17 protein-coding genes and 1 riboswitch are annotated in these 15,322 nt (G+C 72.9%); of the genes, 11 read left to right on the top strand and 6 right to left on the bottom strand.

From position 1 onward, the window contains the following. The first annotated feature begins 14 nt into the window (after positions 1–14). Positions 15–1,001 carry a methionyl-tRNA formyltransferase gene (gene fmt, locus LWF15_RS34270; RefSeq protein WP_232815169.1) on the top strand — a complete coding sequence of 329 codons (987 nt, stop codon included), beginning with the start codon at positions 15–17 and terminating at the stop codon, positions 999–1,001. Further along, positions 998–2,563, top strand: a complete 1,566-nt coding sequence (locus LWF15_RS34265; protein ID WP_232815168.1) for an RsmB/NOP family class I SAM-dependent RNA methyltransferase — start codon at positions 998–1,000, stop codon at positions 2,561–2,563. Before fmt ends, LWF15_RS34265 begins: the two co-directional genes overlap by 4 nt. Before the next feature lie 19 nt (positions 2,564–2,582). On the opposite strand, the gene LWF15_RS34260 is transcribed toward LWF15_RS34265, so the two are convergent. Beyond that, entirely contained in the window at positions 2,583–2,996 is a 414-nt protein-coding gene (locus LWF15_RS34260) for a PPOX class F420-dependent oxidoreductase (RefSeq protein ID WP_232815167.1), read from the bottom strand. Between the two features lie 57 nt (positions 2,997–3,053). Here LWF15_RS34260 and rpe point away from each other — a divergent pair, with 57 nt between their 5' ends. The 6 genes from rpe (at position 3,054) to LWF15_RS38005 (ending at position 7,372) form a co-directional block, all read left to right on the top strand. Then, the gene (gene rpe / locus LWF15_RS34255; RefSeq protein ID WP_232815166.1) at positions 3,054–3,713 is read left to right on the top strand and encodes a ribulose-phosphate 3-epimerase; all 660 of its coding nucleotides are present in this window, start codon (positions 3,054–3,056) and stop codon (positions 3,711–3,713) included. A 106-nt stretch (positions 3,714–3,819) separates the two neighbouring features. Further along, a riboswitch (FMN riboswitch) is annotated at positions 3,820–3,953 on the top strand. 128 nt (positions 3,954–4,081) lie between these two features. Beyond that, positions 4,082–4,738, top strand: coding sequence for a riboflavin synthase (locus tag LWF15_RS34250; protein WP_232815165.1), 657 nt, complete (start codon positions 4,082–4,084; stop codon positions 4,736–4,738). Next, the gene (locus LWF15_RS34245; RefSeq protein ID WP_232815164.1) at positions 4,735–6,021 is read left to right on the top strand and encodes a bifunctional 3,4-dihydroxy-2-butanone-4-phosphate synthase/GTP cyclohydrolase II; all 1,287 of its coding nucleotides are present in this window, start codon (positions 4,735–4,737) and stop codon (positions 6,019–6,021) included. Before LWF15_RS34250 ends, LWF15_RS34245 begins: the two co-directional genes overlap by 4 nt. 28 nt (positions 6,022–6,049) lie before the next feature. Continuing rightward, on the top strand, positions 6,050–6,535 hold the full coding sequence (gene ribH / locus LWF15_RS34240) for a 6,7-dimethyl-8-ribityllumazine synthase (RefSeq protein WP_232815163.1): 486 nt from the start codon (positions 6,050–6,052) through the stop codon (positions 6,533–6,535). A 121-nt stretch (positions 6,536–6,656) separates the two neighbouring features. Continuing rightward, positions 6,657–6,920 (top strand): phosphoribosyl-ATP diphosphatase, encoded by a 264-nt coding sequence (locus tag LWF15_RS34235; protein ID WP_285622219.1) that lies wholly within the window; start codon positions 6,657–6,659, stop codon positions 6,918–6,920. After that, positions 6,917–7,372 carry a PH domain-containing protein gene (locus LWF15_RS38005; RefSeq protein WP_232815161.1) on the top strand — a complete coding sequence of 152 codons (456 nt, stop codon included), beginning with the start codon at positions 6,917–6,919 and terminating at the stop codon, positions 7,370–7,372. Before LWF15_RS34235 ends, LWF15_RS38005 begins: the two co-directional genes overlap by 4 nt. Positions 7,373–7,375: 3 nt before the next feature. On the opposite strand, the gene LWF15_RS34225 is transcribed toward LWF15_RS38005, so the two are convergent. From LWF15_RS34225 to LWF15_RS34210, 4 genes are read right to left on the bottom strand one after another with little or no spacing between them, the layout of a single operon-like run. After that, on the bottom strand, positions 7,376–7,675 hold the full coding sequence (locus LWF15_RS34225) for a SelT/SelW/SelH family protein (protein ID WP_232815160.1): 300 nt from the start codon (positions 7,673–7,675) through the stop codon (positions 7,376–7,378). Then, positions 7,675–8,430 (bottom strand): DsbA family protein, encoded by a 756-nt coding sequence (locus LWF15_RS34220; RefSeq protein ID WP_232815159.1) that lies wholly within the window; start codon positions 8,428–8,430, stop codon positions 7,675–7,677. The genes LWF15_RS34225 and LWF15_RS34220 overlap by 1 nt, the downstream gene beginning before the upstream one ends. Before the next feature lie 22 nt (positions 8,431–8,452). Next, a complete protein-coding gene (locus tag LWF15_RS34215; protein WP_332879958.1) occupies positions 8,453–9,058 on the bottom strand; it encodes a MauE/DoxX family redox-associated membrane protein in 606 nt (201 codons plus the stop codon). 4 nt (positions 9,059–9,062) lie between these two features. After that, a complete protein-coding gene (locus tag LWF15_RS34210; RefSeq protein ID WP_232815157.1) occupies positions 9,063–9,668 on the bottom strand; it encodes a nucleoside/nucleotide kinase family protein in 606 nt (201 codons plus the stop codon). Between the two features lie 24 nt (positions 9,669–9,692). Between LWF15_RS34210 and hisF the strand changes: the two genes are divergently transcribed. After that, entirely contained in the window at positions 9,693–10,463 is a 771-nt protein-coding gene (gene hisF, locus LWF15_RS34205) for an imidazole glycerol phosphate synthase subunit HisF (protein ID WP_232815156.1), read from the top strand. 122 nt (positions 10,464–10,585) lie between these two features. Here hisF and LWF15_RS34200 read toward each other — a convergent pair whose 3' ends face one another. Then, on the bottom strand, positions 10,586–11,224 hold the full coding sequence (locus LWF15_RS34200) for a TIGR03085 family metal-binding protein (protein WP_232815155.1): 639 nt from the start codon (positions 11,222–11,224) through the stop codon (positions 10,586–10,588). A gap of 199 nt (positions 11,225–11,423) precedes the next feature. Between LWF15_RS34200 and LWF15_RS34195 the strand changes: the two genes are divergently transcribed. Both LWF15_RS34195 and LWF15_RS34190 read left to right on the top strand, forming a co-directional pair. Beyond that, positions 11,424–13,280, top strand: coding sequence for an ABC transporter ATP-binding protein (locus LWF15_RS34195; protein WP_232815154.1), 1,857 nt, complete (start codon positions 11,424–11,426; stop codon positions 13,278–13,280). After that, positions 13,277–15,121, top strand: a complete 1,845-nt coding sequence (locus LWF15_RS34190; protein ID WP_232815153.1) for an ABC transporter ATP-binding protein — start codon at positions 13,277–13,279, stop codon at positions 15,119–15,121. Before LWF15_RS34195 ends, LWF15_RS34190 begins: the two co-directional genes overlap by 4 nt. Positions 15,122–15,322: the final 201 nt, after the last annotated feature.

The following is a 15,322-nucleotide window of genomic DNA, read 5'->3' as shown; positions in this document are numbered from 1 at the left end:
AGCGAGACATTCCCTTGCGCATCATCGTTGCGGGCACCCCCGAGGTCGCCCTGCCCCCGGCCGAGGCGATCCGCGCCTCCAGCCACGAGATCATCGCCGTCCTCACCCGGCCCGACGCGGTCTCCGGGCGGGGCCGTAAGGTCTCCCGCTCGCCCCTGGGCCAGTGGGCCGACGGGCACGGCATCCCCGTGTACCAGCCGGCCAGGCCCGGCGACCCGGAGTTCCTGGAGCAGCTGGAGCAGCTCGCCCCGGACTGTGTCGCGGTCATCGCCTACGGCGCGCTGGTTCCCCAGCGCGCGCTCGACATCCCGCGGCTCGGCTGGATCAACCTGCACTTCTCTGTGCTGCCGGCCTGGCGCGGCGCGGCCCCGGCGCAGCGCGCGCTGATGGCCGGCGACGAGGTCACCGGCGCGTCGGTCTTCCAGCTCGAGAAGGGCCTCGACACCGGGCCGGTCTACGGCGTGATGACGCAGACCATCCGTCCCCGCGACACCGCCGGCGACCTGCTGGACAAGCTCGCCGAGGGCGGGTCCGGGCTGATGGTCGCGGTGCTCGACGGCCTCGAGGCGGGGGAGATGGAGGCGCGGCCCCAGCCCGAGGAGGGGGTCTCGCTGGCGCCCAAGATCACGGTGGAGGAGGCCCGGGTCGACTGGACCCAGAACGCCGTCACGATCGACCGGCGGGTGCGTGGCTGCACTCCCGCCCCCGGTGCCTGGACCACGTTCCGCGGAGCGCGGCTCGGGCTCGGGCCGGTGGAGCCGCTCTCCGAGGAGGCCGAACCGCTGGCCCCGGGTGAGCTGCGGGTGCTGAAGAAGGCCGTGCACGTGGGTACGGCGACCGGTGCCGTGGCCCTCGGCGAGGTGCGCCCGGCGGGCAAGAAGGCCATGGCTGCGGTCGACTGGGCGCGCGGGGCGCGCCCGTCCGCCGGAGAACGGTTCGAGACTGAAGACGAGGCGGGCCTGGCTCCCAGCGCGGGTGCGGCTTCCGAGGGAGCATCGTGAGCAAGCAGGCCTCGGCTGGGCGGCCGTCCAACCCGCCCCGCCGCGCCGGCGGCAAACCCGGTCGCAGTGGCGGCCGCGACGCCGCGCAGCCGGGACGTACCCGCGAAGGTGCGGGCAGTCGTCCATCGGGTGGTCGTCCGGTCTCCGTCGACCCGGCCCGGAAGGTGGCGTACGAGACGCTGCGCGCGGTCACCGAGCGCGACGCCTACGCCAACCTGATCCTGCCCGGCATGCTGCGCCGCGCCCACCTGCGCGGGCGTGACGCGGGCCTGGCCACCGAGCTGGCCTACGGCGCCCTGCGGGGTCGCGGCAGCTACGACGCGATCATCGCCGGGGGCACCGACCGGCCGCTCGCCGAGATCGACCCGGCGGTGCTCGACGCGCTGCGCCTGGGCGTGCACCAGCTGCTGCACATGCGCGTCCCTCCGCACGCCGCCGTGTCCACCACGGTCGACCTGGTGCGCTCGGTCAGCGGCTCGGGCGCCTCCCGCTTCGCCAACGCCGTGCTGCGCCGGGTGGGCGAGCGCGACGAGGAGGAGTGGATGACACGGGTCGCTCCTGACCCGGCCACGAACCCCGACGGCAACCTGTCCGTGCGCTACTCCCACCCCGAGTGGATCGTGCGCGCGCTGCGTGACGCCCTGCGGGGCAGCGGCCGCCCGGCCGAGGAACTTCCGGCCCTGCTCGCCGCCCACAACGCCCGGCCGGCGGTGGCGGCGGCGGCACTGCCCGGTCTGTCCGACGTGGACGAGCTGACCGACGGCCCGCACGCCCAGGCCGGCCTGCTCTCGCCGGTCGCGGCCGTGCTCAAGGGGGCGCCGGACGACGTGGCCGCGATCCGCCAGGGCCGGGCCCGGGTGCAGGACGAGGGCAGCCAGCTGGTCGCCCTGGCCGCCGCCAACGCGGCCACCACCGGCACCGACCGGGGCATCTGGCTCGACCTGTGCGCCGGCCCGGGAGGCAAGGCCGCACTGCTGGCCGCGCTGCTGGCCGAACGCCACGCGGCCGGTCTGGTCGGCGACGACGCGGAGCTGGTGGCGGTCGAGGCGGCCGAGCACCGGGCCGGTCTGGTGCAGCAGTCGCTGGCCGCCGTCCGGGCCGCCTACGACGTGCGGGTGCGCGACGGGCGCACCGTCGGCGAGGCCGAACCGGGCCGCTACGACCGGGTTCTGGTCGATGTGCCGTGCACCGGGCTGGGCGCGCTGCGCCGTCGCCCGGAGTCGCGCTGGCGGCGCACCCCGGCCGACCTCACCTCGCTGGCCCCGCTGCAGCGCGCCCTGCTGGAGTCGGCGCTGGCCGCGGTCCGCCCCGGCGGCGTGGTGGCCTACGCCACCTGCTCGCCGCACCCGGCCGAGACCCGGCTGGTGGTCGAGGACGTGCTGCGGGGGCGGGACGACGTGGAGCGCCTGGACTCGCCCGGGGTGCTGCGCGACCTGATCGGCTCGCGCCGCCTGCCCGACCACGACGACCTGATGCTGGGGGAGGGGCCGGACGTGCAGCTGTGGACGCATCTGCACGGTACCGACTCGATGTACCTGTCGCTGCTGCGCCGGCGGAGCTGAGCCGGCGCGGCTGAGCCGGTCAGGCCGGTGGCGCCTCGCCGTCCAGGCCGAAACTGATGATCCGGCGCGGGTGCACCCGGATCAGCGGCCGGGTGGTGCCGTCCTCACCGGGCACGTCGGTCAGCGCCTCGGCCGTTCCCCGGATCTCCACCATCCGGACCGCCCACGGATCGGTCGAGGCGATGTCGTCCACCACCAGCGAGACCGCCGGGTTGTGCAGGACGTTGCGGAACTTGCGCGACTCGGCCAGGTTCCAGCCGCCGATGTCGATGGTGCCCAGTTCGGCGTTGTGGGCGAAGCCGACCGGGCTGTTCTGCGGGGCGTTCCGGCTGTCGACCGTGGCCAGCCGGCCCAGGGTCTGGGTGGCCAGGTAGGCCAGGATCTGCGGGGTCAGTTCGTCGGCGGCCTTCTCGGGGCGTGTCGAAGCACTCATGCGGTGATCCTCGGAGCTGAAGCGCGCTTGAGGTCAAGGGCGCACTAGGCTCGGCCCGTGGGCATCCAGATCTCTCCCAGCATCCTGAACTCCGACTTCTCCCGGATCGGCGAGGAACTCGGGCGGATCTCCAGCGCCGACTGGGCGCACGTCGACGTGATGGACAACCATTTCGTCCCCAACCTCACCCTCGGCCTGCCGGTGGTGGAGTCGCTGCTGAAGGTCTCGCCGATCCCGGTGGACTGCCACCTGATGATCGAGGACCCGGACCGCTGGGCCCCGGCCTTCGCCGAGGCCGGTGCGCAGAGCGTGACCTTCCACGCCGAGGCCGCCGCCGCCCCGATCCGGCTCGCCCGTGAGCTGCGTAAGCAGAACGCGCGGGCCGGGCTCGCGGTGAAGCCCACCACCGCGATCGAGCCCTACCTCGAGCTCCTGCCCGAGCTGGACATGCTGCTGATCATGACGGTCGAGCCCGGGTTCGGCGGCCAGCCGTTCCTGGAGTCGATGCTGCCCAAGATCCGCCGCACCCGGCAGGCGGTCGGCGCCGCCGGGCTGGACGTCTGGATCCAGGTCGACGGGGGAGTGTCCGCGGCCACCATCGAGCGCTGCGCCGAGGCCGGGGCCGACGTGTTCGTGGCCGGCTCGGCGGTCTACGGCGCCGAGGACGCGGCGGCCAGCATCGCCGAGCTGCGTGAGCTGGCGGCGAAGGCCTGCTGAACGGGTTGTGATCCGCGCTACCCAGCACCTCCCGTTCCCGGGAACAAGGTTGGGTGGCAGACTGTTGGCCAGATCGGTGCCCCAGGTGGGTACCGCGAATACAGGCAAGCGTGCTCCGGGGTCGGTGTAATTCCGAGCCGGCGGTTATAGTCCGCGACCCGTCCGTCGAACCTGGCGGCCGGTTGATCTGGTGGAATTCCAGGACCGACGGTGAAAGTCCGGATGGGAGGCAGCACGCGGTGTTCGTCGGCGATTCCCTCGGGGAGGCGCTGTCGTGCACCGGATGACGCTCATTGGTCCTGACCGGCCGGTGCTGCTCGCGTCGTGAACCCCCGGAGCCCGCGAATCGCGTGGCGGGAGGGTCACAGATGTTCACCGGCATCGTCGAGGAGCTGGGTCAGGTCGTCGAGCTCGTCCCCGGGCAGGATTCCGCCCGGGTCACCGTGCGGGGCCCGGTGGTGACGTCCGACGCCGTCCCCGGTGCGTCCATCGCGGTCAACGGCGTCTGTCTCACCGTGGTCGAACTGGCCGGTGACACGTTCACCGCCGACGTCATGGCCGAGACCCTCCGCCGCAGCTCACTGCGCACCGCCGTCCCCGGGGCCCGGGTCAACCTCGAGCGCCCCCTGCAGGCCAACGGCCGGTTCGGCGGGCACGTCGTCCAGGGTCACGTGGACGGCACCGGCACCGTGCTCGAGCGCGTCCCCGGAGACCACTGGGAGCTGGTCCGGGTGGCGGTCGGCGCCGACCTGTCCCGTTACGTGGTGGCCAAGGGCTCGATCACGCTCGACGGCGTCTCCCTCACGGTGGCCGAGCTCACCGATCTGGCCCCGGGGGAGGGCAGCGTGGTCACGGTGTCGCTGATCCCCGAGACCCTGGCCCGCACCACGCTCGGCCACCGTGCGGTCGGTGAGCCGGTGAACATCGAGGTGGACGTGCTGGCCAAGTACGTGGAACGGCTGAACCACCTCCAGACCCCGCTCCAGACCCCCCGGACCACGGAAGAGACGGTGGCAGCACGATGAGCAGCGACCTGCAGGAGATCAGCTGGGACGAGGCCGCCCTGGCCGGCGAGATCCACCTCGACCCGGTGGAGAAGGCGATCGAGGCGCTGCGCTCCGGCCTGCCGGTGCTCGTCGTCGACGACGCCGACCGGGAGAACGAGGGCGACGTCATCATGGCCGCCGTCCACGCCTCGCCGGAGTGGGTGGGCTGGACCATCCGGCACACCTCGGGCGTGCTGTGCGCGCCGATGCCCGACGAACGGGCCGACGCGCTGAAGCTGCCGCACATGGTCGAGCGCAACGAGGAGTCGATGCGCACCGCCTACACCGTCTCGGTGGACGCGCGTTCCGGCATCGCCACCGGCATCAGCGCCGCCGACCGCTCGGTCACGCTGCGCCTGCTGGCCGACGGGCAGACCGTGCCCGAGGACCTGGTGCGTCCCGGCCACGTGTTCCCGCTGCGCGCCCGGGCGGGTGGCGTGCTGCAGCGCCGCGGTCACACCGAGGCCGCGGTCGACCTGTGCGAGCTGGCCGGTCTGCCCCCGGTCGGGGTGCTCGCCGAGGTGGTCGAGGACGCCGGCCCGGTGACCCGGCTGCCGGGCCTGCGCGCCCTCGCCGACGAGTTCGGCCTGCCGCTGATCAGCATCGAGGACCTGGTCGCCTACCGCCGCGAGCACCCGGCCGTCGAGCCGGAGGCGCCGGTGCAGGCGCCGCCCCGGGTGCGCCGGGTGGCGGACAGTCTTCTGCCGACCAGCCACGGCGACTTCCGGGCGATCGCCTACCGGGACATGCTCACCGGACACGAGCACGTGGCCCTGGTCGCCGGGAAGCCGGCGGCGGCCGGTGCCCTGGTGCGGGTGCACTCCGAGTGCCTCACCGGCGACGCCTTCGGCTCCAGCCGGTGCGACTGCGGTCCCCAGCTGGCCGCGGCGATGGAGCAGGTGGCGGCCGAAGGGGGCGTGGTGGTCTACCTGCGCGGCCACGAGGGCCGGGGGATCGGCCTGCTGGCCAAGCTCACCGCCTACCAGCTGCAGGACGCCGGCCTCGACACGGTCGCCGCGAACACCGCCCAGGGCCTGCCCGCCGACGCCCGTGAGTACGGCGCCGCCGCGGCGGTGCTGGACGACCTCGGCCTGGACTCGATCCGCCTGCTCACCAACAACCCGGCCAAGCTCACCGGGCTGGCCGAGCACGGCATCACGGTGACCGAGCGGATCGGCCTGCAGGTCGGGCTGAACCGGCACAACCAGGCCTACCTGGCCAGCAAGCGGGACCTGATGGGTCACCAGCTCGACGCGATCTGACGCACGGCCGAACCGAAGGAGAGAAAAGATGAGTGGCGAGGGCTCGCCGACGATCACGGTGGACGGCTCGCAGGTGCGGGTCGGCCTGGTCTACGCCGGATGGCACGAGCAGGTGATGAACGGCCTGGTCGACGGCGCCCGCCGGGGCCTGGCCGAGGCCGGGGTGAAGGACGTGGTGGAGATCGCCGTGCCCGGCACCTTCGAGCTGCCGGTGGCCGCGGCCCGGCTGGCCGCCTCCGGGGTGGACGCCGTGGTCGCGCTGGGCGTGGTGGTGCGCGGGGGCACGCCGCACTTCGACTACGTCTGCCTGGCGGCGACCAACGGGCTTACGGACGTCAGTGTGCGCACCGGGGTCCCGGTGGGTTTCGGGGTGCTCACCTGCGACACGATCGAGCAGGCCCTGGACCGCGCCGGCATCGAGGGCTCGCACGAGGACAAGGGGCACGAGGCGGCCACCGCGGCCGTTGCGGCCGCCGCCGCCCTCCGCGACCTGCCCTCTCCGGTGCCGGCCTGACGTTACCCAGCCACAAACGTCCTTAAGTTGTTGGGCGTTACGGGACCACAGACGTCCTCAAGCCGTACGTCTGTGGTCCCGGCTGTCCGCTGCGCCGAGGAGCCCGGCTAGTCTCATGGCCGTGAAGACGTTCGATGACCTGTTCGCCGAGTTGACCCTGCGTGCCCAGACCCGTCCGGAGGGTTCCGGCACGGTGGCGGCCCTGGACGCAGGTGTGCACAGCATCGGCAAGAAGGTGGTCGAGGAGGCCGCCGAGGTGTGGATGGCGGCCGAGTACGAGTCGGACGAGCGCACCGCCGAGGAGATCTCCCAGCTCCTGTACCACCTGCAGGTGATGATGATCGCCAAGGGCATCGGGCTCGACGACGTGTACAAGCACCTGTGACCGTGACCGACCGGGTGGCCGAGCTGCACCGGCCCTTCGTCTCCCGCCGGGGCCGGCTGGCGGCCTGGGTGATGGGCGTCGGGCAGGCCCTGGCGATCGGCGCCTGGGCGTTGCTGCTGCCCTGGTCCGGGCCCGATCCGGTGGGCATCTGGGACCGGCTCGGCATGATCGGCGTGGCCGGCTTCATCGGCTGGGGGATGAGCCGGTTCGGCGGGGTGCGGGCCACGCCCGGGCCGGACGGCCTGACCGTGCGCAACATCCTGCTGACCCGGAAGCTGAGCTGGTCCGAGATCGAGGACGTGCACTACGCGGGCAGCGACCCGTGGGTCACCCTGGCCACCGCCGACGGTGACCCGGTGGCGGTGATGGCGATCCAGCGGGCCGACGGGGCCCCGGCCCAGGCCGAGGCCGAACGTCTGGCCACGCTGGTCGCCTACCACCACCGTTCCTAGTTCCTAGGTCTCCTGGTTCCGGCGGGCGGCGGCCCGGTCGGCGTGTCCGAGCGCGTGGCCGGGGGCGGCGATGTCCCGCACCCGGCGCTTGAGCTCGACGATGTCGGGTGTGCCCCCGTCGGCCTTGCGGTCCCACACCAGGGTCTCGCCCACGTGCACCTGGAAGATGCCTCCGGTGCCGGGAACCAGGGCCACCTCGGTCAGTTCGGTGCCGAACGTCTGCAACAGCTCCTGGGCCACCCAGGCCGCTCGCAGCAGCCAGTTGCACTGCGTGCAGTAGGTGACTGAGACCCGGCCGGCCATCACTCGGCGTCCGTGAGGGCCGCGTCCACCGCGCTCTTCAGCGAGGCTGCGTCGAGGTTCTCCAGCGCGGTGCCGTTCACCTGCACGGTCGGGGTGCCCGAGACACCGGCCTTCGAGGAGGCCTCGGTGACCCGCGCGGTCCAGCCCTCGTAGGTGAGATCCTCCACGGCAGTGCGGATCTCGGCCTCGGAGGCACCGGCCTGCACCGCGTAGTCGATCAGCTGGTCGTCGGTCAGGCCGGCGCCGCCCTCGGCCGGCTGGTTCTCGAACAGCAGGTTGTGGAACTCCAGGAACGCGTCGGGCGCCGAGTTCACCACTGCGGCCGCGGCGTTCAGCGAACGGGTGGAGTACTTGTCGGTGGAGGCCGAGTCGAGGAAGGCGATCGGGCGGTACTGGACCTGCACGTCGCCGGCGGCCACCCAGTCGGCCAGCTGTTCCCGGTTGGCGGCCTCGAACTGGGCGCAGTACGGGCACTGGAAGTCCTCGTAGATCACGATCTTGACCGGCGCGCTGTCCGGGCCGTCGACGATCGAGTTGTCCGAGCCGATGTTGGCCGGGGTCGCCGCACTGGAGGTGGCGTCGTCCCGGCGGGTGTTCTGGACCACCACGAAGACGCTGACGATCACCACCACCAGCACTGCCACCACGCTGCCGACCACCAGGGTGCGCCGTCTGGCCTCGGCCTTCGCCGTGTCGGCCCGCAACTGCGCGACCTTGGCCTGGCGGGCTTCCCGGGTCGAGCGTCCGCTCGTCATGTCTGTGCCTCTCGCTCTGCTTCTACTGCTGGTGCCGGTTCTCGCGGCCGGGAACGGTCTCGGCCGCGGTGTCCTCGTCGTCGAAGTCGTCGCCCGGCCCGTCCGGCTCCCCGTCCGGCCCTCGGTCCGGCTCTGCAGTCGGAGAGAGGCCGAGCTTCTCGTCGAGGGCGAACCGGCCCGGGCCGAGGCGGACGAGGGCGGCGCAGGCGAGCATGATCGCCCCGTTGAGCAGCAGTTCCCGCACGTAGCCGGGCGTCGGGTTGCTGGTGAACCCGCTGTTGCCGAAGCAGCCGCACTCGATCTGCAGACCGCGCGCCCAGGCCGAGGCCACCCCGGCGAAGAACGCCAGGCTCACCAGCCCGGTCAGCACCGCGGTGAACCGGGTGAGCAGACCGGCGAGCAGCAGGGCACCCAGGATCAGCTCCACCACCGGCAGGGCCGAGCCGACCGTCGGCACGACCGCCTCGGGCAGCAGCTGGTAGTTGCGCACCGACCGGATGGTGTCGTCGATGTCCTGGATCTTGGCCCAGCCGGTGTACAGGAACACCCCGGCGACGAGCACCCGGAGCACCGGCCCAACCCAGCGTGATCGTGCGGCCGTAGTGAAATTCGTTCCCCACCTGGACACGCGGTCAGCGTAGACCCGGACCCTGGACGCACCCTGGAAGGAACGTGAGAGCTGCCCGGTCCCGGGGTCGTTCACGGGCGAAATAGGCCCGTTCCTGTGCCGCCCAGCGTTCCCAGTGGGGCCGATAGCCCTCCCCGTCCCGGGCCATCGCCCGGCCATGGCGCACCTGCTCAGGGGCGTCCACGAAGACCAGAGCAGAAATTGAGGACGAGGCGGCGCGGGTCCCGGAGCCCACTCCCTCGACGATGGTCACCAGTTTGCTGGGCACTACGTCCCGATCCGGGCCATAGCGGTCACGGGTCCAGTCCCACCGCGCGAATTCGGCCGGCTCACCGCGCAGCAGCGGGGGGAGTACCTCGGTGGCCAGCCGCTCGGTGGCGGCTTCCAGACCGTCCCACCCGGGGTACAGGTCCTCCATCCGCACCAGGGCCGCCGTCCCTTCCAGGGCAGCCACCAACTGGTCGGCCAGAGTCGACTTCCCGGAGCCGCTCGGTCCGTCCACCGCCAGCACGGTGGTGCTGGCTCCGTCGGCCCGGGTACGGGCCGCAGCGACCAGACGCAGCAGGTGGCCGACGTACTCCTCCGGCCACAGCCGTTGCTCGGGGCTCATCCGGCGGACACTACGCTGTCGGTCGTGCCGGTTGCCGTGCGAGTCATTCCCTGTCTGGACGTCGACGCCGGGCGCGTCGTCAAGGGCGTCAACTTCGAGGGGCTGCGGGACGCCGGTGACCCGGTCGAGCTCGCCGCCCGCTACGACGCCGAGGGCGCCGACGAGCTGACCTTCCTCGACGTGACCGCCTCCTCGGGGGGCCGCGAGACGATGTACGAGGTGGTCTCCCGCACCGCCGAGCAGGTGTTCATCCCGCTGACCGTGGGGGGCGGGGTGCGCTCGGTCGACGACGTCGACCGGCTGCTGCGCGCAGGGGCCGACAAGGTCGGGGTCAACACCGCGGCGATCCAGCGGCCCGAGCTGCTGGCCGAGGTGGCGCACCGGTTCGGCGCCCAGGTGCTCACGCTGTCGGTGGACGCCCGGCGGTGCCCGCCCGGCACGGTGACGCCGTCCGGGTTCGAGGTGACCACGCACGGCGGGCGCCGGGGCACCGGCATCGACGCGGTCGACTGGGCCGCTCGCGGGGCCGAGCTGGGCGCCGGGGAGATCCTGCTGAACTCGATGGACGCCGACGGCACCCGTAACGGCTTCGACCTGGAGCTGCTGCGCCTGGTGCGCGACGAGGTCGGCGTGCCGCTGATCGCCAGCGGCGGGGCCGGCGCGCTCGAGCACTTCCCGCCGGCCGTGGCGGTGGGTGCCGACGCGGTGCTGGCCGCGAGCGTCTTCCATTTCCAGCAGCTGACCATCGGCGACGTGAAGGACACGCTGCGGGCGAGCGGGGTCCCGGTCCGCTAGGTCGTGTTCTGTAAGTCCATGCCTACTGCCGGGCACCTCCTCGCTACGGCAGCGACTTACAAGACGCGCCCTGGGCCGGGTCTGGCGCGAGTCCGTGCCTGCGGCCGGCCCGGGGGCGGTTCTCAGGTGCGCATCGGGGCCTCGCGGAACCGGGCCACGGCGTCCTCGGGGCCCAGGATCTCGATCTGCGCCTGGTCCTTCCGGCCGAAGATGTAGAGGGCGAGTTCGCCGGGCTCACCGCGCAGGACGACGCCCGGGCCCTCCCGCCGCAGCACCGGCACCGGCTCACCGCCGGGCACCTGCAGGCTGACGGCGACCGGGGAGCGGCGCATCAGGGCCTTGACGAACGGGCTGGTCACGTTCTTCCAGATCGCCGCCTGCCGGTCCGAGGGCAGCTTGCGCGGGGCCCAGCCCTCGCCCGCGCGGCGTACGTCCTCGCAGTGCACGAAGTGCTCGAGCAGGTTGGCCAGCCCGTCGACCTTGGGCAGGGCGAAGGGGCTGGTCCGCGCCGGGCCGTTGCGGAAGGTGCTGACCAGGTCCGGATAGGGCCGCCCGGCGACCGCCGCCTCCTGGCGCTGCGACCACTCGCGCAGCGGCGCGATCGCGCCCGCCACCCGCAGGTGCGGCCGGTTCTCCCGGACCACCAGGTGCACTGCGAGGTCGGTGGTGGTCCAGCCGGCGCAGAGGGTGGGGGCGCCGGGGCCGGCCTCGGTCAGGGCGTCGGCCAGAGCCTGGCGCTCGGCTGCGGAATGCGAGGGCATGCGCTCACCTTGACACAGGAGGCGGCCACTCCTCGACGTGGCGTTGTGCCCCCTTGCGTCCCCTTCGGGGCGGCCGGTGGGGGTGCCGCGTCCGACCCGGTTCTGTCGGTGGTGCCGTCTAGATTCCTTTCCGGTGGCAGGCGGTCGCGGGCGAAGTCCGCTCCAGAACGTTGCGTGAGCGTTGACAGGAGGTACCCGCGTGGTGAAGCGGGTCGGTGGGCAGGAGGGCACGCTCTGGCGTGGTCTCAAGGTGATCGGCATCGGTATCCGGCAGGAGCCGCTGATCTTCGCGGCGGCCGTCCTGGGGTCCGCGCTCTACGGTGCGGGCACGGCGGGTGGTGGCTGGCTGCTCGGCCGGATCACCGACAAGGTGCTCACCCCGGCGTTCGAGGCGGGGCGGATCGAGGGCGGTGAGCTCGCCCGCGCGGGGCTGTTGCTGGCCGGGGTCGCGGTGCTCACCGCGATCGGTGTGGTCGGCCGGCGGGTCGCGGCCGGGCTGACGTCCTACCGGCTGATGGCCCGCTACCGCCGGCTGCTCACCCGGCAGTACCTGCGCCTTCCGCTGGAATGGCACCACCGGCACCCGGCCGGGATGCTCCTGTCCAACGCGAACGCCGACGTCGAGGCCACCTGGATGGTCTTTGCGCCGCTGCCGATGGCGATCGGCGTGTTCGTCATGCTGCTGGTGGCCGGCGCCGCCATGCTCGTGGCCGATCCGGTGCTCGGTGCGGTGGGCCTGCTCGTGCTGCCCTGGGTGGTCCTGCTCAACGCGGTCTACCAGCGCTACATGTCCCCGGCGGTGACCCGGGCCCAGGCCGAGCGCGGTGAGGTCTCCAGCGTGGCGCACGAGAGCCTCGAGGCCGCGGCGGTGGTCAAGAGCCTGGGCCGCGAGGCCTCCGAGACCGAGCGTTTCGCCGCCCGTGCCGCCCAGCTGCGGGTGGCCAACGTCCGGGCCGGCCGGCTGCGCGCCGCCTTCGACCCGTTGATGGAGGCGATCCCCACCCTCGGCACCCTGGCGGTGCTGGGCGTCGGGGCCTGGCGGGTGCAGAACGGGCACGCCGGCACCGGCGACGTGGTGCAGGTGGCCTACCTGCTCAGCCTGGTGGCGTTCCCGCTGCGCTCGATGGGCTGGGTGCTCGGCGAGATCCCGCGCACGGTGGTGGGCTGGGAGCGCACCAATGCGGTGCTGTCCGAGACGGCGTCGATGCCCTACGGCCAGGCCGAGCCCGCCCCCGGCGGCGCCGTGGCCATGCAGCTCGAAGAGGTCGCCTACGCCTACGCCGACAACGAGGGCGACCACTACGAGGTGCTGCACGACATCGATCTCCAGGTCGGCGCCGGGCGCACCCTGGCCCTGGTCGGACCCACCGGGGCGGGCAAGTCCACCCTGGCCACCCTGCTGGTGCGGCTGGTCGACCCGGCCAAGGGCACGGTCCGGCTCGACGGTACCGACGTGCGCGACCTGCGCCCGGGCGGCGTGGCCGAGCTGGCCGCGCTGGTCCCGCAGGGCACCTTCGTCTTCAACGACACGGTCCGCGACAACGTCACCCTGGGCGACGCCCGCTTCTCCGACGAGGACGTCTTGCGGGCGCTGGAGGTGGCACGGGCCGACGGTTTCGTCCGGCACCTGCCGCTGGGGCTGGACACGGTGATCGGCGAGCGCGGGGCCGACCTGTCCGGCGGGCAGCGCCAGCGGCTCGCACTGGCCCGGGCCCTGGTCCGCCGGCCCCGGCTGCTCGTGCTCGACGACGCGACGTCGGCGATCGACCCGCGCATCGAGGCCGAGATCCTGGCCGGGCTGGGCACCCTGTCCGAAGACCCGGCCGACGCCTCGGTGACGGTGGTGGTGATCGCCTACCGGCGGGCCACCATCGCCCTGGCCGACGAGGTGGCCTACCTCGAGAACGGCCGGATCGCCGACCGTGGCACGCACGCCGAGCTGCTCGCGCGCAGCCCGGGCTACCGCCGGCTGGTCACCGCCTACGACCACGACGACGAAGAACGAGAAGACCTCGACCGTGAGGCCGAGGACCTGACGGAGATGACGCGGCGATGAGCGCCACCGCAGTGGAGAAGACCGAACCGGTGGCCGGCCCGGAGAGCCGCCGGCCCGGGCTCAGCGGTACCGAGCTGACCGCCTGGCAGGTGATCAGGCGGGGCGTGGCCATCTCACCCGAGCTGGTCCAGGGCATCTGGCTCACCCTGCTGCTGGCGCTGGTCGCCACCTGCGGCCGGATCCTGGTACCGGTCGCCGTGCAGCAGACCACCGACCGGGGGCTCTCCGGCGGCGACGGGGTCCGGCTGGGCCTGGTCGCCGGCCTGGTCGCCGCCGTCGCGGCCGGCGTGGCGATCACCGCGGTGGCCTCCTACGTCAGCAACGTGCGGCTGTTCACCGCCACCGAGGCCGGGCTCGCCACGTTGCGGGTGAAGGCGTTCCGGCACATCCACGACCTGTCGGTGCTCACCCAGAACAGCGAGCGGCGCGGCGCCCTGGTGGCCCGGGTCACCACCGACGTCGACACCATCTCCACCTTCGTCCAGTGGGGCGGCCTGATCCTGGTGCTCTCGGCCGGGCAGCTGCTGGTCGCCACCATCGTCATGGCGGTCTACTCCTGGCAGCTCACCCTGTTGGTCTGGGCCTGCTTCCTGCCGCTGTTCCTGATCGCCCGGCCGCTGCAGCGCCGGGTCTCGGTGGCCTACGCCGCGGTCCGCGAGCGGGTCGGCGAGATGCTCGGCGCGATCTCCGAGGCGGTGGTCGGCGCCGACACCATCCGCGCCTACGCGGTGCAGAACCGCACCCAGGCCCGGGTCGACACGGCGATCGACCGGCACCGCCGCTCCGCCACCCGGGCCCAGATCCTGGTCGCGTTCTCGTTCACCGGCGGTGTGCTGATGTCCGGGCTGGTGGTGGCCGCGGTGGTGGTGGCCGGGGTGGCGCTCGGCATCGACGGCGGCATCAGCCTGGGCGAGCTGCTGGCCGTGCTGTTCCTGGTCCAGCTGTTCACCCAGCCGGTGCAGATGGGTACCGAGGTGCTCAACGAGCTGCAGAACGCGGCGGCCGGGTGGCGCCGGGTGATCGGGGTGCTCGACACCCCGGCCGACGTGGTCGACCCGGGCGAGCAGGGCGTGAGCCAGCCCCGGGGCCCGATCGGCGTCCGCTTCGAGCACGTCACCTTCGCCTACCCCGGCGGTGAGCCGGTGCTGCGCGACGTCAGCCTGACCATCCCGGAACGGGCGCGCGTGGCCGTGGTCGGCGAGACCGGTTCCGGCAAGACCACTCTCGCCAAACTGCTCACCCGCCTGATGGACCCGGCCACCGGACGGGTCCTGATCGACGGCGAGGACCTGCGCCGGATCAGCTTCGCCAACCTGCGCTCGCGCATCGTGATGGTGCCGCAGGAGGGCTTCCTGTTCGACCTCAGCCTCGCCGACAACATCGCCTGGGGTCGCGAGGGAGCCACCCGCGAACAGGTCGGCGAGGCCCTGGCCGAGCTCGGCCTGCTCGAGTGGGCCGAGGGCCTGCCCCGGGGCCTGGACACCCCGGTCGGCCAGCGCGGCGAGTCGCTCTCGGCCGGTGAGCGGCAGCTGCTCGCCCTGACCCGGGCCTACCTGGCCGACCCCGACCTGCTGGTGCTCGACGAGGCCACCTCGGCCGTCGACCCGGCCACCGAGGTCAAGCTCCAGGCCGCCCTCGACGGGATCACCCGGGGCCGCACCTCGGTCACGATCGCCCACCGCCTCAGCACCGCCGAGGCCGCCGACCTGGTCGTGGTGGTGGACAAGGGCGAGGTAGCCGACGTGGGCCACCACCTAGAACTGCTCCAGCGCTGCGAGCCCTACCAGCGCATGTACGCCTCCTGGCGCAACCAGACCTCCCAACCCACCACCAACACCTGACCACCCACCCAACCGTCCGCCCCACCCAACCAACCCGCCCCACCCAACCAACCCGCCCTGCTTAACCGGCCGGCCCTGCCCACTCACCCGGGCGGCCCACCCAACCGGCCCACCCAACCGGCCCACCCAACCAGTTCGTTCCCGCCGGGCTGGCCTCAGCAGGTTCGTTCCTACCGGGCCGGCCTCAGCAGGTTCGTTCCC

Source organism: Kineosporia rhizophila, from assembly GCF_021277265.1.
Classification (GTDB): Bacteria; Actinomycetota; Actinomycetes; order Actinomycetales; family Kineosporiaceae; genus Kineosporia; species Kineosporia rhizophila.
Note: the sequence above shows the minus strand (reverse complement) of the source record. Positions and strands in the feature narration are given on the sequence as shown.